Here is a 13,300-nt window from a genome sequence, read left to right on the forward strand (position 1 = left end):
GGCCCCGGCGGCCCCCCCCCGCCCGTGGGGCACGCGCCCCCCCCCCTAGCCCCCGGGGTGGGGCCCCCCCCCCCGCCCCCCCCCCCCCCCCGTTCCGGGTTCCGCCGGGACCGGGCTACTGCCCGGACGCGCCCTGCAGCCCGCCGGTGCTGCTCGGGGTGGGCTTGCCACCGCCGCCGCCCGGCGGACGCCCGCCGCCGTTGCCGCCGGACGGAGTGGTCTCCGTCGGGCCGGGCGTCTGGCAGCCGAACACGGGCAGACAGCTGTTGCTCGGGTGCGGGTCCTTGGTCGGCTTGGTGCTCGGCTGGTCGCCGGGGCAGTCCACGCCGGGCACGCAGGTCTGGGTGGGCTGCGGCTGGACCGGCGGCTGCGGCGCCTGCGACTGCTGCTGCGCCGGGGCCGACGCGGTGTCGGTCGCGGTCGGGGTCGCCGACGGCGAGTTCGTGGACGGCGCTCCGGAGGAGTCCACCTCGGTGCCGACCGGCTGCGGGGTCGGGAAGTCCATCTTCTTCTCGTTGGCCAGCGCGGCCTTCATGTACCGGGTGAAGACGTCGGTCGGGATGTCACCACCGTGGATGGACTCCTTGCCGCCGGTCCCGTTGAGCGACTGCCGCTCGTGCTTCGTCGGGTCCTCGCGCCACATCGCGACGCTGGTCGCCAGCTGCGGGGTGTAGCCGACCCACCAGGCCGACTTGTTCTGGTCGGTGGTACCGGTCTTGCCGGCCACCGGGCGGCCCAGGTCCTTGGTCTTCTTGCCGGTGCCGTTCACCGCCACGTTCACCAGTACGTCGGTGACGTTGTCGGCGACGGCCGGCTCCAGCGCGACCTTGGCCTCCTTCTTCCCGAAGCCCGGCCGCTCCACCCCGCTCACCTCGACCTTGGTGACCGAGTAGGGCTCGGCCTCCTTGCCGCTGGCCGCGAGGGTGCCGTAGGCGGTGGCCATCCGGATCGGGCTGATGGTGGAGGTGCCGAGCGGGAAGGTCGCCGTCTTCGGGTCGGCGAGGCTCTCCTTCTTGACGCCCATCTGCACCGCGATGTCGGCCACGCTCTGGCCGCCGACGTCCTGGTTGAGCTGGACGAACGGCACGTTGTACGAGAACTGCATGGCCTGCCGCAGCGAGACGTAGCCGCGCTTGCCCGAGTCCTCGTTCTTCTGCCGGTACGGCTTGCCGTCGTCGCCGATCACCAGCGAGCCGTCCGGCTTGCGGATCTCGGACATGTCGTCGGCGAGGTAGCGGCTGTCGGCGTTGATCCGCTTCGGCTTGCCCTTGTCGTCCTTCGCCGTCATCACGCCGGTCTGCATCGCGGTGGCCAGCACGAAGGGCTTGAAGGTCGAGCCGACCTGGACGCCGGTGGCGTCGGCGTTGTTGTCGAAGTGGCCGTTCTCCACGCCGTCGCCGCCGTAGAGGGCGACGATCGCGCCGTCGCCGGGGCGGATGCTGGCGGAGCCGAACTGGATGTTGGTGTCGTTGTCGGGCCGCTTCTGCGGGTTGAGGTTCTCCGCCTTGACGTCGTCGACGGCCTTCTTCAGGGCGTCGACCTTGTCCTTCTCGAAGGTGGTGTAGATCTTCAGGCCGCCGCGGTCGATCATCTGCTGGGTGATCGTCTTGTCGGTGGCCAGCACGTACTTGTTGGCGGTGTCGACCAGGTAGCTGATCTCACCGTTCATGTTGGAGCTGGGCTTCTGCGGGACCGGGTCCGGGAACACGTTGCACTTGGCGCGCTCGTCCGGGGTGATGGCCTTGGTGTCCACCATCTGGTTGAGGATCCAGTTCCACCGGCCCTGGGCCCGCTCCTTGTTGTCCGGGTTGGTGGGGTCGTAGTACGTCGCGCCCTTGAGCAGTCCCGCCAGCATGGCGCTCTGGCAGACGTTCAGGTCCTTGGCGTCGATCCCGTAGTACGCCTGGGCCGCCGCCTGGGCACCGTTCGCACCGCGGCCGAACCAGCTGGTGTTCAGGTAGCCGGTGAGGATCTCTTCCTTGCTCTTGTCCTGGTCGATCTTCAGCGTGATGAAGAACTCCTTCACCTTCCGGCTCAGGGTCTGTTCCTGGCTCAGGTAGGCGTTCTTCACGTACTGCTGGGTGATCGTCGAGGCGCCCTGGGTCTCGCCGCCCTTCGCCATGAGGTAGACGGCGCGGAGCATGCCCTTGGGGTCGATGCCGTGGTCGGTCTTGAAGTCCTTGTTCTCCGCGGCGATGACGGCGTTCTGGAGGTTGGGGCTGATGTCCTTGAGCTCGACGATCTGACGGTTGGTCTGGCCCTTGCGGGTCATCTCGGTGCTGTCGGCCCAGTAGTAGATCGTGTTCTGGTCCTTCACCAGGTCGTTCAGCTTGGGGACCTCGGTGGTCTGGTACAGGTAGAACACCAGGCCCACGAAGCAGCCGAAGGCCAGCAGGAAGCCGCTCAGCCACTGCTTCCAGGAGGGCAGCCAGCGCCGCACGCCGGTCTTGCCGAACCGCGGGTAGTCGATGAAGCGCTTCTTGCCGGGGCCGGAGGCCGCGGCGGCGGAAGCGGAGGCCCCGGCGTCACCGCGCCGGCCGCCCCCCTTGCCCTTCTTCTGGGCAGCCTTGCGCATCTCCGCACGCGTCATCCGGGGCTGCTGCGCGGTCTCCCTCACCCCCGAGGGACGCCTGCCGCCGACACCGTCCGAGCGCAGCTCATCGGGCCCCGGGCCATCGCCCCGACGGCCGCCGCCTCCCGGGGGCTGCTGCCCGTCACCGCCCGGGTTGGGCGTCCTTCGCCGTCGCTCGCTCATCTTCCAGCCACTCCTCGCCAGGCGTTTCCAGCCTGAAGGCAGGGTTCACGTCCGATGCCCGCCAACCGCCCTGATCCCGGAGGTGGTCCTCGTGCACACGCGACAGCGTACGCAGCACGGATATACAACTAATCGGACATCAGTTGCCAATGCCCGCAAAACGGCAACAGATCATTACACGCCCGTTGCCAACGCCGACCGCGCGTCGGCTTGTGATCACATTCACGCGCGCCCCTCTTGCCGGTTCCAGGGGTCGGGTTTACTGTTCTCGATATATCGAGCCGATACATCGAAGCGGAATACCGCCGGATGCAGCGGCCGGAAGGACGCCGAGCGGGAGGGAGGACAGCGGCAGTGGGCCGACGCTCAGGAGTGCTGGAGTTCGCCGTCCTCGGACTGCTCCACGACGCCCCCATGCACGGCTACGAGCTGCGCAAGCGGCTGAACATCCTGCTCGGAACGTTCCGGGCACTCTCCTACGGAACGCTCTACCCCTGCCTGAAGAGCCTGGTCGCCCAGGGCTTCCTGGTCGAGGACAACCCCGACGTCGAGTACGTCCCGGCCACCGCGCTCAACGGCAAGCGGTCCAAGATCGTCTACCGGCTCTCCGCCGAGGGGAAGCAGCGCTTCGAGGAGCTGCTCGCCGACTCCGGCCCGGACGCCTGGGAGGACGAGCACTTCGGCGTGCACTTCGCCTTCTTCGGTCAGACCGACCGGGCCGTGCGGATGCGCGTCCTGGAGGGGCGCCGCAGCCGGCTGGAGGAGCGGCTGGAGCGGATGCGCAACTCACTGGCCCGCGCCCGCGAGCGGTTCGACGACTACACCGTCGAACTCCAGCGGCACGGACTGGAGTCGGTGGAGCGCGAGGTCCGCTGGCTCAACGAGCTGATCGAGACCGAGCGGTCCAACCGCACCGGCCGGACCGGCCCCGACAACGGCGCCGGCACCGCCGACCCCCGCAAGACTTCGGACGGCCGTGGCCGGGAGGACGGGTCCCAGGACCCGCCGCCCGGGCCGCCGTACGACCGCCCGGGGCGCTCCGCCCAGGAGCGCTGACACCGCGCCAGCCCTGTGCCGCGCGGCAGGATTGGGCGCCTCGCGCCCGTACATGCAGTCATCGAAGAAGCAGGACGAGTTCCGCCGACCCCGGCGGTCCTCATGAGATCACAGGGAGCAACCGGAATGGGTTCGGTTCGCGTAGCCATCGTGGGCGTGGGCAACTGCGCCGCGTCGCTGGTGCAGGGTGTCGAGTACTACAAGGACGCCGACCCGGCCGGCAAGGTCCCCGGCCTGATGCACGTCCAGTTCGGCGACTACCACGTCGGTGACGTGGAGTTCGTCGCCGCCTTCGACGTCGACGCCAAGAAGGTCGGCTTCGACCTGGCCGACGCCATCGGCAACAGCGAGAACAACACCATCAAGATCTGCGACGTGCCGCCGACCGGTGTGACCGTCCAGCGCGGCCACACCCTCGACGGTCTGGGCAAGTACTACCTGGAGACCATCGAGGAGTCGGACGAGGCCCCGGTCGACGTCGTCCAGGTCCTGAAGGACCAGCAGGTCGACGTCCTGGTCTGCTACCTGCCCGTCGGTTCCGAGGACGCGGCGAAGTTCTACGCCCAGTGCGCCATCGACGCCAAGGTCGCCTTCGTGAACGCCCTGCCGGTGTTCATCGCGGGCACCAAGGAGTGGGCGGACAAGTTCACCGAGGCCGGCGTGCCGATCGTCGGTGACGACATCAAGTCCCAGGTCGGCGCGACCATCACGCACCGTGTGATGGCCAAGCTGTTCGAGGACCGCGGTGTCATCCTCGAGCGCACCATGCAGCTGAACGTCGGCGGCAACATGGACTTCAAGAACATGCTCGAGCGCGAGCGCCTGGAGTCCAAGAAGATCTCCAAGACCCAGGCCGTCACCTCGCAGATCCGCGACCGCGAGCTGGGCGCCAAGAACGTCCACATCGGCCCCTCGGACTACGTGGCCTGGCTGGACGACCGCAAGTGGGCCTACGTCCGCCTGGAGGGCAAGGCCTTCGGCGACGTCCCGCTGAACCTGGAGTACAAGCTGGAGGTCTGGGACTCCCCGAACTCCGCCGGTGTCATCATCGACGCCGTGCGCGCCGCGAAGATCGCCAAGGACCGCGGCATCGGTGGCCCGATCCTGTCGGCCTCCTCGTACTTCATGAAGTCCCCGCCGGTGCAGTACTTCGACGACGAGGCCCGCGAGAACGTCGAGAAGTTCATCCGCGGCGAGGTCGAGCGCTGAGTCGCTGACCGACTCCGGTCACGGAAGGGGCCCACGGTCTTCGGATCGTGGGCCCTTCACGTTCCCGCAGCCAATGTTTCACGTGAAACAACGACCGGTTCCATGGCACTCTGGGCACGTGGCGATCACCGAGAACGGCAGCACCCACCAGTCCGCGCACCGTGCCACGCTCCTCGGCCTGTTGAAGGGCCGCGACTTCCGGCGGCTGCTGACCGCCCGGGTGCTCTCCCAGCTCTCGGACGGCGTCTTCCAGGTCTCGCTCGCCGCGTACGTGGTGTTCTCCCCCGAGAAGCAGTCCTCCCCCGCCGACATCGCCTCGGTGCTGGCCGTGATGCTGCTGCCGTTCTCGGTGATCGGCCCGTTCGCGGGCGTGCTGCTGGACCGCTGGCGCCGCCGCCAGGTGCTCTACTACGGCAACCTGGCCCGCTTCGGGCTGGGCCTGGGCACCGGCGCATTGCTGCTGGTGGAGGCGCCGACCTGGCTGTTCTTCGCCTCGGCCCTGCTGGTCACCGCGCTCAACCGGTTCATCCTGGCCGGTCTGTCCGCCGCCCTGCCCCGGGTCGTGGAACAGGACCAGCTGGTCACCGCCAACGCCCTCTCCCCCACCCTCGGGACGGTGGCCGCCGCCTCCGGCGGGGGTGTCGGCTTCCTGCTGCACCAGCTGATGGCGCCCGGGCCGAGGGCCGACGCCGCCCTGGTCGCGGTGGCCGCGCTGCTCTACCTCTCGGCCGCGCTGGCCGCCCGCCGGATGGACCCGGACCTGCTCGGCCCGGAGCAGCACGAGGACCGCCCCCGGCTCGGCCAGGCGCTGGTCCGGGCCGCCGTCGAACTCGGCGCCGCGGTGCGCCACCTGGTCCGGGACTGCCGGCCCGCCGTGCACGCGCTGGCCGCCGTCACCGCGGCCCGGTTCTGCTACGGCGTGCTGATCGTGGTCGTGGTGATGCTCGCCCGGTACACCTTCAACGACCCGACCGACAGCGCGGCCGGGCTGGTCACCCTCGGCCAGGCGGTCGGCCTGTCCGCCGCCGGGTTCTTCGTGGCCGCGCTGATCAGCCCCTGGTGCACCCGTCGGCTGGGTCTGGCCGGGTGGATGACGGTCTGCCTGGTCGCTCCGGTGGTCTTCGTCCCGGCGCTGGGCCTGAGCTTCACGCTGGTGCCCTGCCTGCTCGCCGCCCTGCTGCTCGGGGTGGTCACCCAGGGCACCAAGATCTGTGCCGACACGGTGGTGCAGGAGTCGGTCGAGGACGAGTACCGGGGCCGGGTCTTCGCCATCTACGACGTGCTGTTCAACGTCGCCTTCGTGGCCGCCGCCCTGGTCACGGCGCTGGTGCTGCCGCTGTCCGGACGCTCGGTCGCGGTGGTGCTCGGGGTCGCCGGGGTCTACGCGCTGACGGCGGTCCTCTACCTGCGCTCCGCCCGCCGGAGCCCGCTCCCCCGGTGACCAGGCCTCCTGTCGGCCGCCGGGGGCTCACGGCCGACGACGTCCGTCCGACTCGCTAAGGTACTCGGGCCTGTCGCAACGACAGAACACTGTCTCGGGGGACGAACTGATGAGCACACCGCCCAATCCCTACGGACCGGTCCCGGCGGGCCCGCCCGCGCCGGCACCCTACGGGGCACCCGTTCCCCCGCCGGCCGCGCCGTACGGACCGCCGCCGGCCTACGGACAGCCCGTGCCGCCGCCCCCGGCCGGCTACGGCCCCCCGCCCGGCTACGGCCCCCCGCCCGGTCAACCGCCCTACGGACAGCAGCCGTACGGACAGCCGGCCCCAGGACCGTACGGGCAGCAGCCGCCCCCCGGGCCGTACGGCCACCCGCAGCCCGCGGCGGCGGTACCGCCCGCACCGCCCGCCAAGAAGGGCATCCGCTCCAAGCTGCGGATCGTCGGGCTGGTCGGCGGCTGCGTGGCGCTCGCGGTGGGCTACTTCGTGGCCGGACCGAGCGTCAGCAGCGCCAAGCCCGGCGACTGCGTGCGGGCCGGTGGCTCCCGTGACGTCGAGATCGTCAAGTGCGCTGACACCAAGGCGAATTACCGGGTACTCGCGAAGTTCGAGGGCACCACGGACGTGACCCGCTGCCAGCAGACGCCGCAGACCACGAGCGCGGTCTCGGGCAAGAGCGGCCGCCGCTGGAACAAGAAGCGGTACGTGCTCTGCCTCGGCCCGATGGCGCCCGCCACCACCGGCGTCCCGCCGGTGAAGAAGTCCTGAACTCGTCCGCCTCATCCTTTCCCGGGGGACCTCCTTGTCCGCTCCGCCTCCGCCCCAGATGCCGTACGGTCCACCACCGGGCGACGGCAACCCGTACGCCTCCGGCGGCTCCTACGGCGCCCCGCCGCCCCCTCCGCCGCCGGCCGGGTACGGCTACCCGAGCGCCCCGCCGTCCTCTCCGCCGCCGGCCGGGTACGGCTACCCGGGCGCCCCGCCGCCGCCCGAGCAGCCGTACGGCGTCCAGCCCCCGCCCGGCGCCTACGGCTACGGCTACCCTCCGCCCCCGGCGGACGGGACCACCTGCCGCTTCTGCGGCGGCTACCCGGCGGTCAACGCCACCGTCCGCGGCCACCAGGGCCTGATCATCGCCTACCGGATGCTGCGGATGACCGGCCCGTTCTGCCGCACCTGCGGAACGGCGACGGTGCGCGACATGTCGGCCCGGACGCTGGTCCAGGGCTGGTGGAGCCTGATCTCCTGGCTGCTGACCCCGATCACGCTGCTGCTGAACCTCGGGCCGCACCACAAGTTCAAGCGGCTGCCCCCGCCCGTCCCGGGCAGCCACGGCCCGCAGCTCGACCCGGGCGTCCCGCTGACCGGCCGGCCGCACATCGCGATGCTGCTGGCGCCGGCCTCGCTGGCGGTCGTCGTGGTGCTGGCCGCGACCGGGGTGCTCGGCCCGAAGAAGGACGACCCGGTCGCCGACCCGACGCCGACCTCCACGGTGCTGACCTTCTCCCCCAGGCCGCTGCCGATGCCGACCCACACGCCGCCGGTCATCCCCTCGCCGACGTTCACGCTCCCGCCGGTCACCACGCCGAGCGACTCGGACAGCAAGGTGGACTCGGCCAACCCCGGGGACTGCCTGCGCAACGCGAACGGCACCAGCGAGACCACCGACACCAACCCGAAGATCACCGTGGTGCCCTGCACCGACGCCAAGGCGCAGTACAAGATCGTCTACAAGTACCTCGCCACCTCCGACGAGAAGGTCTGCGAGAAGCAGCCGAAGTCGGACAGCTGGTACACCAGCAAGCACCCCAACCTCGCGGCCCTGGACTACGTGCTCTGCCTGAAGCAGCTCAAGTAGCCCGGCACGGACGAGGGGTGGCCCCGGCACCCGGCCGGGGCCACCCCTCCCGTCGTCTCCGGAGCCGCGTCCCGGGCCGTGCCCGGGCACCCGCGGCCGGGCTCAGCCCTGCTGCCCGGCCCACCAGGCCCGCAGCGCCACGACCGCCTCGTCGTGCTCCATCGGGCCGTGCTCCAGGCGGAGTTCGAGCATGTGCTTGTACGCCTTGCCGACCTGCGGGCCGGGCTTGAGGCCGAGCAGCTCCATGATCTGGTTGCCGTCCAGCGCCGGGCGGACCGCGTCCAGCTCCTCCTGCTCCTTCAGCTCGCCGATCCGCGTCTCCAGGCCGTCGTAGGTGCGGGAGAGCGCGGCCGCCTTCTTCTTGTTGCGGGTGGTGCAGTCGGAGCGGGTCAGCCTGTGCAGGCGCTCCAGCAGCGGCCCGGCGTCGGTGACGTAGCGGCGCACCGCGGAGTCGGTCCACTCGCCGCCGCCGTAGCCGTGGAAGCGCAGGTGCAGCTCGACCAGGCGCGAGACGTCCTCGGTGAGCTCCTTGGAGTACTTGAGGTCGCGCATCCGCTTGCGGGTCATCTTGGCGCCGACCACCTCGTGGTGGTGGAAGGAGACCCGGCCGTCCGACTCGAAGCGGCGGGTGCGCGGCTTGCCGATGTCGTGCAGCAGCGCGGCCAGCCTCAGGGTGAGGTCCGGGCCGTCCTGCTCCAGGTCGATGGCCTGCTCCAGAACGGTCAGCGAGTGCTCGTAGACGTCCTTGTGCCGGTGGTGCTCGTCCCGCTCCAGCCGCAGCGCGGGCAGCTCGGGCAGCACGTGATCGGCCAGCCCGGTGTCGACCAGCAGCCGCAGGCCCTTCACCGGGTGCGCGGCCAGCAGCAGCTTGTTCAGCTCGGCCTGGATCCGCTCGGCGGAGACGATGGTGAGCCGCTCGGCCATCGCCGTCATCGCGGCGACCACCTCGGGCGCCGGGTCGAAGTCCAGCTGGGCGGCGAAGCGGGCGGCCCGCATCATCCGCAGCGGGTCGTCGGAGAAGGACTCCTCGGGGGTGGCGGGGGTGCGCAGCACCCGGGCCTCCAGGTCCTCCAGGCCGTGGTGCGGGTCGACGAAGCCGCGGCCGGGCAGGTCCACGGCCATCGCGTTGACCGTGAAGTCCCGGCGGACCAGGTCCTGCTCGATGGTGTCGCCGTAGCTGACCTCGGGCTTGCGCGAGGTGCGGTCGTACGCCTCGGAGCGGTAGGTGGTGATCTCGATCAGGAAGGAGCCCTCGGGGGTGTCCTTGCGGGCGCCGACCGTGCCGAAGGCGATGCCGACGTCCCAGACCGCGTCCGCCCAGCCCTTGACCAGCTTGAGCACCTGCTGCGGCCGGGCATCGGTGGTGAAGTCCAGGTCGTTGCCGAGCCGGCCGAGCAGCGCGTCCCGGACGGAGCCGCCGACCAGCGCCAGCCGGTGACCGGCCGCCTGGAACCGGCCGGCGATCTCGTCGGCGACCGGAGACACCCGCAGCAGCTCTTGGAGGCCGCGGGTCTGGGCCTCGCTCAGGCCTGGGACGACCTGGACGGCGGTGCTGGAACGGTCGGTGCGCGCGGTGGGCTCATTGGCAGTGGACACGGCTCACAAGGGTACGTGCCCCGACAGGTCAACCGCCCGCGCGTTCTGGGCGTCTCACCCCACAGCCCGCAACACTGCACCGCGGGCTGCATCGTTACCATGCCGGTGGACGAGTCTCGGGCACCGGACTGGGGATGCGGTGTCGCGCGCCGCCACCGCCCGCGGTAACCCCCGCGGCGACGGTGCGGCGACGGCGTCGGGCGCAGAGTTCCAAGAGCAGGCGAAGAGCGTCCGGCGGACCGCGCCGGACGGACACCATCAGCAGCGAGAACGATCGAGAACGGCGAGGGCGAAGCGAGTGAGTGAGCCGGCACGGCACTCGGGCCTGGGGGCGCACCGACAGCCTGGAGGGGCCGAGCGCCCCGCCGACGGGCGTCATCCGGCCCGCCGGGCGCGCCGTGCGGTCCTGCGGGCCGCCGCCGCGTGCGCGGCCGCCCTGACCCTCTTCACGGCCTCCCCGGCCGGTGCGCTGCCCGCCGGCGGCAACGTCCGGCCGGCCGCCGACTCCACCACCACGGCCGAGTACCCGGTGGTGATGACCATCGACGCGCTGAGCCCGCAGGTGGCCACCCCGAACGGCACCGTGACGATCACCGGGCAGGTCACCAACGCCGGCAAGTCGGCGATCAGGGGCGCCCACGCGGCCGTCCGCAAGCCGTACTCCGGCAAGCCGCTGGACCGGCGCAGCGACCTGGCCAACGTGGCCGACCGCACCACGCCGGACAGCAAGGACGGCGTGGAGCTGGACAGCCCCCAGTACGCCCTGCCGGAGCTGAACCCGGGGCAGAGCCAGCCGTACACCCTGAGCGTCGCGGTGAACGAGCTCGGGCTCTCCTCGAGCGGCGCGTACGAGCTCGCGGTGGACGCCTGGGGCGGGACGGCCGACAACCCGCGCGACCGCGCCCTCGGCATCGCCCGGACCTTCCTGCCGTACAACCCGGGCGGCGCCGAGGCGCAGCCGACGAAGGTCGCCACGATCTGGCCGCTGGTGCACCCGCCGGTGGTGGCCGCCCAGACCAGCAGCGACAGCAACGACCAGACCGTCTCGGTGCTGCGCGACGACAGCCTCGCCACCGAGTTCGCCCCGGGCGGCCGGCTGTACGAGCTGGTCGACACCGGCGCCAAGCTGAACGGCCTGACCTGGGTGATCGACCCGGACCTGCTGGACGCCGCGCTCGCGATGACCAAGGCCTACCGGGTGCAGAAGCCGGGCACCGAGGCGGCGGGCAAGTCCGCCAAGGACGACAACACCGTCCAGGTGCCCGCCTCGGCCGCCGCCGTCGCCTGGCTGGACAAGCTGCGGGCCGCCGTCGCCAAGCCGGGCAGCCAGGTCGTCTCGCTCCCGTACGCCGACCCGGACCTCGCCTCGATCGCCCACAACGGCTCCGACCTGGCCGGGATGACCACCGCGCTGAGCAAGGCCGCCACCGCCGGCCGGCTCACCGTCGAGGGCCGGCTCTCGGTGGACACCCGCGCGGACGTCGCCTGGCCGTACCAGGGCTACCTCGACCAGCAGATCGCCTCCCTCGCCCAGCAGTCGGGCAGCGGCCTGGTGCTGGTCAACGGCGAGAGCATGCCGGAGCCGGACTCGCTCAACTACACCCCGACCGCGGTCCGTCCGATCGGCAACGGGCAGAGCGCCGTGGTGGCCGACGAGACCGTCTCCGCGCTCTTCAACCGGGACCTGAGCAGCCCGCAGGTGCAGACCGACACCAGCCAGCGCTTCCTCGCCGAGACCTTCACGATCACCCACGAGCAGCCGCAGAACCAGCGCGGCCTGCTGGTCCTGCCGCCGCGCGACCTGAGCGCCGCCGGCGCCAAGGCGCTGGCGAACGCCCTGCAGACGGCGGACGGCAAGTGGATCTCCTCGGTCAAGCTGGACGTGGTGGCCCAGTCCGCGGCCGACCCGAAGGCCAACACCGCCGTCCCGGCGCCCACCGACTACCCGACCCAGGCCCGCGCCTCGGAGCTCCCGGCGGCCGACCTGAGCCGCACCGACGGGATCCAGCACGACCTGGACACCCTGATGCGGGTGCTCACCCTGCCGCAGCGGGTGCGCGGCCCGTTCAGCGCGGCGATGGCCCGCTCGCTGTCCACCGAGTGGCGCACCCAGCCGCCCGCCGGGAGCAGCTACCGCGCCGGCGTCACGGCGTACCTGAAGGAGCTGACCAAGGCCGTCCAGGTGCCGCCGAAGAAGCTGGTCACGCTGGCCGGCGACACCGGACTGCTCCAGGTCAGCGTCCGCAACGACCTGACCCAGACGGTCACCAACCTGAAGCTGGTGCTCACCTCGGGCCAGCCGAACAGGCTGCGGGTGAGCAAGGAGGAGGAACTGGTCCTCCCGGCCTCGCAGAGCGTGACCCTGCGCTTCAACGCCGAGGCGCACAACAACGGGCCGATCGCGATGACCGCCCAGCTGTGGACCACCGGCCCCGACTCCCGCCCGTACGGCGAGCCGCAGCAGTTCATAGTGGACGTCACCTCGGTGACCAACGGCGTGCTGTACGTCTTCGCGGGCGCCGGCGTCCTGCTGCTGCTGGCGGCGCTGCGCTTCGTGCGCCAGCGCAAGCGGCGCGGCGGGCAGCCACACGAGGACGGCGACCAGCCGGTCGGCGACGCCCCGGCCGGGGGCGACGGCGGAGCGGCGGCCACCGCCGCGCAGGCCCCGGTGGAGGAGGCCGAGCGGGACCCGGCGGCGGAATCCGTCGCGGACCCGACCGGGGCCCCGGCACCGGACGGTGCCGAGGGGGCGGGGGACACCCCCGGTGACGGTCCTGCGCAGACACCGCGTGGCAGCAGCCCGGATGGCCGGGATCGGGCCGCCGGTGATGAGAAGGTTGGTCCTTGATACCGCCGATCCCCCGCACCGCCGGGCCGGCCTCCCCCCACGACAGCGAAGAGGTGACATGACCGGGCGCAGCGAGGAGCGGCCGCCGGGCCGCGGTGAGAGCCGGCCGGGCGCCGAGTCGCCGTCCGGCGACTGGTACGTGGCCGACACCTACGCCCAGGACCCGTACGCGGCGGACGCGTACGGGCACCCGCAGGACGGCCAGGACCCGTACGGTCTGCGGGCCGGTCGGCCCGCCGCGCCCCAGCCGCCGGCCGCCGCGTACGACGTGCCGCCGCAGCTGCCGCCGCAGGGCGGCGGCTACCCGACGCCGGTGCCGCCGGCCCCGTACCAGGCTCCGGAGCAGTTCACCGCTCCGGAGCACTTCACGGCCCCGGTGCCGCCCGTGCAGCCCGGCTGGGACGCCCCGGCGCAGGCCGCCTGGCCGCAGGAGCCCGCGCACAGGTCTGGGTGACGGCCTGCGGCCAGACCGTGCCGATGGCATCGGGCAGGCCCTTGAGGCCGTCGCAGACGACCATGCAGACGTCCGCGACGCC

General features: G+C 71.8%; 9 protein-coding genes and 1 pseudogene. 7 read left to right on the forward strand and 3 right to left on the reverse strand.

Annotated elements, in window-relative coordinates; genetic code table 11:
- Positions 1 to 115: 115 nt before the first annotated feature.
- Positions 116 to 2,590 carry a transglycosylase domain-containing protein gene (locus tag AB0E96_RS14755; RefSeq protein ID WP_359822989.1) on the reverse strand — a complete coding sequence of 825 codons (2,475 nt, stop codon included), beginning with the start codon at positions 2,588 to 2,590 and terminating at the stop codon, positions 116 to 118.
- Between the two features lie 519 nt (positions 2,591 to 3,109).
- On the opposite strand from AB0E96_RS14755, the gene AB0E96_RS14760 reads away from it, so the two are divergent.
- The 5 genes from AB0E96_RS14760 (at position 3,110) to AB0E96_RS14780 (ending at position 8,320) form a co-directional block, all read left to right on the forward strand.
- Positions 3,110 to 3,811: a helix-turn-helix transcriptional regulator gene (locus AB0E96_RS14760; protein WP_359822992.1), complete on the forward strand. Its 702-nt coding sequence runs from the start codon at positions 3,110 to 3,112 to the stop codon at positions 3,809 to 3,811.
- Between the two features lie 126 nt (positions 3,812 to 3,937).
- Positions 3,938 to 5,020: an inositol-3-phosphate synthase gene (locus AB0E96_RS14765; protein ID WP_359822995.1), complete on the forward strand. Its 1,083-nt coding sequence runs from the start codon at positions 3,938 to 3,940 to the stop codon at positions 5,018 to 5,020.
- Positions 5,021 to 5,138: 118 nt separating this feature from the next.
- Positions 5,139 to 6,461, forward strand: a complete 1,323-nt coding sequence (locus tag AB0E96_RS14770; protein WP_359822997.1) for an MFS transporter — start codon at positions 5,139 to 5,141, stop codon at positions 6,459 to 6,461.
- Positions 6,462 to 6,693: 232 nt separating this feature from the next.
- Complete coding sequence (locus AB0E96_RS14775; protein WP_359822999.1) at positions 6,694 to 7,230, forward strand: hypothetical protein; 537 nt, start codon at positions 6,694 to 6,696, stop codon at positions 7,228 to 7,230.
- A 34-nt stretch (positions 7,231 to 7,264) separates the two neighbouring features.
- A complete protein-coding gene (locus AB0E96_RS14780; protein WP_359823001.1) occupies positions 7,265 to 8,320 on the forward strand; it encodes a hypothetical protein in 1,056 nt (351 codons plus the stop codon).
- A gap of 102 nt (positions 8,321 to 8,422) precedes the next feature.
- Here AB0E96_RS14780 and AB0E96_RS14785 read toward each other — a convergent pair whose 3' ends face one another.
- Positions 8,423 to 9,847, reverse strand: a complete 1,425-nt coding sequence (locus tag AB0E96_RS14785; RefSeq protein ID WP_359823010.1) for a CCA tRNA nucleotidyltransferase — start codon at positions 9,845 to 9,847, stop codon at positions 8,423 to 8,425.
- A 367-nt stretch (positions 9,848 to 10,214) separates the two neighbouring features.
- Here AB0E96_RS14785 and AB0E96_RS14790 point away from each other — a divergent pair, with 367 nt between their 5' ends.
- A complete protein-coding gene (locus tag AB0E96_RS14790) occupies positions 10,215 to 12,764 on the forward strand; it encodes a DUF6049 family protein (protein ID WP_359823004.1) in 2,550 nt (849 codons plus the stop codon).
- Positions 12,765 to 12,822: 58 nt separating this feature from the next.
- Positions 12,823 to 13,218 (forward strand): hypothetical protein, encoded by a 396-nt coding sequence (locus tag AB0E96_RS14795; RefSeq protein ID WP_359823005.1) that lies wholly within the window; start codon positions 12,823 to 12,825, stop codon positions 13,216 to 13,218.
- Here AB0E96_RS14795 and AB0E96_RS14800 read toward each other — a convergent pair.
- Positions 13,205 to 13,300 (reverse strand): annotated as a pseudogene (locus AB0E96_RS14800) (transposase); the annotation flags it as partial. The gene AB0E96_RS14795 and the pseudogene AB0E96_RS14800 sit on opposite strands and share 14 nt — an antisense overlap.

This window comes from Kitasatospora sp. NPDC036755, assembly GCF_040636595.1.
Lineage (GTDB): Bacteria > Actinomycetota > Actinomycetes > Streptomycetales > Streptomycetaceae > Kitasatospora.

Coding starts and splice junctions, on each gene's coding strand:
- AB0E96_RS14795 (WP_359823005.1), top strand. CDS start 12,823: ATGACCGGGCGCAGCGAGGAGCGGCCGCCGGGCCGCGGTGAGAGCCGG.
- AB0E96_RS14755 (WP_359822989.1), bottom strand. CDS start 2,590: ATGACGCGTGCGGAGATGCGCAAGGCTGCCCAGAAGAAGGGCAAGGGG.
- AB0E96_RS14765 (WP_359822995.1), top strand. CDS start 3,938: ATGGGTTCGGTTCGCGTAGCCATCGTGGGCGTGGGCAACTGCGCCGCG.